Consider the following 1,710-nt stretch of genomic DNA (forward strand, 5'->3'; position numbering starts at 1 on the left):
TATAGGGGCGGTTCTGCCCCTATTCAACTGTCAGGTAGTGATTTCCGACTGCGCGCTACATGAGGAAATGTTTCAGCGGATGTGTGCGAGCACACCTTGAAGCTCATCGAGGGAGTTGTAACCGATCACCAACTGACCCTTTCCCTTCTTGCCGTGGCGAATCTGCACCGCAGAGCCTAGGCGCTCGGCCAGACGCTGTTCGAGGCGAGCGATATCCGGGTCGGGTTTTGCTGCTTCCACAGGCTCCGGTTTGCCGCTCAACCACTGGCGAACCAGTGCCTCAGTTTGGCGCACGGTGAGGCCGCGTGCGACAACATGTCGCGCCCCTTCCACCTGCTGATTGTCCGGCAGACCGAGCAATGCACGGGCATGACCCATTTCCAGGTCGCCGTGGGACAGCATGGTTTTGATGACTTCCGGCAATGCAATAAGCCGCAACAGGTTAGCCACAGTGACGCGGGACTTACCCACAGCCTCGGCGACCTGTTGCTGAGTGAGCTGGAATTCCTGCTGCAAACGCTGCAAGGCCACCGCTTCTTCGATCGGGTTGAGGTCTTCACGCTGGATGTTCTCGATCAGCGCGATGGCGATCGCGGTTTCATCCGGTACATCACGGACCATCGCCGGGATGGTTTCCTGCCCGGCTTGCTGGCTCGCGCGCCAGCGGCGTTCACCGGCGATGATTTCAAAGCGGCCACCGCCAATCGGGCGCACCACGATCGGCTGCATCACGCCTTGTGCCTTGATCGACAGCGCCAGCTCTTCCAGCGCCTGCGGATCCATGTCCCGGCGCGGCTGGTACTTGCCACGCTGGAGCAGATCCAGTGGCAAGTGCTGCAATTCCCGGGTGTCAGCTTGCGCGGCTTGTTCTTCCAGCGCGCTGACAGTCGGACCACTCAGCAGTGCATCCAGTCCACGTCCGAGACCTCGTTTCTTGACGGCCATGGGGATTCCTTAAGTTGCCTGAGCGGCGGCGATGCGTGAATTTTTGCGCTGACGGCGAACCATCTCGCCGGCCAGGGCCAGATAAGCCAGGGCGCCGCGCGATTGCTTGTCGTAGGCCAGCGCCGGCATGCCGTAGCTCGGCGCTTCGGCCAGACGGATGTTGCGCGGAATCACCGTGTCATAGAGCTGCTCGCCGAAGTGTTCCTTGAGCTGCGCCGAAACGTCGTTCATCAGGCTGAGACGCGGGTCGTACATGGTCCGCAGCAAACCTTCGACTTTCAGGTTCGGATTGAGCAGTTCGGCGATGCGCTTGATGTTATCCACAAGGTCGCTGAGACCTTCGAGCGCAAAGTACTCGCACTGCATGGGGATAATCACCCCGTCAGCGGCGACGAGTGCGTTCAGAGTGAGCATCGACAGCGACGGCGGGCAGTCGATCAAAATGTAATCGTAGTTTTCACGGATCGGCGCCAGCGCACTGCGCAGGCGGCTTTCCTTCATCTGCATTTCCAGCAGCACCACTTCGGCCGCGGTCAGGTCGCGGTTGGCCGGCAGCAGTTGATAACCACCGTGTTCGGAGTAGTGCATGGCCTGGGCCAGATCGCATTCGCCGATCAGCAGGTCATAGACCGAATTTTCCAGGCCGTGTTTATCCACACCGCTACCCATGGTGGCGTTGCCCTGTGGATCGAGATCGATCAACAGCACCCGGCGCTTGGTCGCGACCAGGGATGCTGCGAGGTTGATGCAGGTGGTGGTCTTGCC

2 protein-coding genes are annotated in these 1,710 nt (G+C 60.4%); both read right to left on the bottom strand.

The genetic code is table 11. From position 1 onward, the window contains the following. Positions 1–72: 72 nt before the first annotated feature. Entirely contained in the window at positions 73–945 is an 873-nt protein-coding gene (locus ACIF4X_RS29240; RefSeq protein ID WP_397484695.1) for a ParB/RepB/Spo0J family partition protein, read from the bottom strand. Between the two features lie 9 nt (positions 946–954). Next, positions 955–1,710 (bottom strand): ParA family protein (locus tag ACIF4X_RS29245; protein WP_397484696.1); only part of this gene is annotated, 756 nt, incomplete at its 5' end.

The sequence above is a fragment of the Pseudomonas sp. NPDC085632 genome (assembly GCF_044541255.1).
GTDB lineage: Bacteria > Pseudomonadota > Gammaproteobacteria > Pseudomonadales > Pseudomonadaceae > Aquipseudomonas.

What these genes read in the sequence shown, in the direction of transcription:
- ACIF4X_RS29240 (WP_397484695.1), bottom strand. Translation starts at nt 945, where the DNA reads ATGGCCGTCAAGAAACGAGGTCTCGGACGTGGACTGGATGCACTGCTG.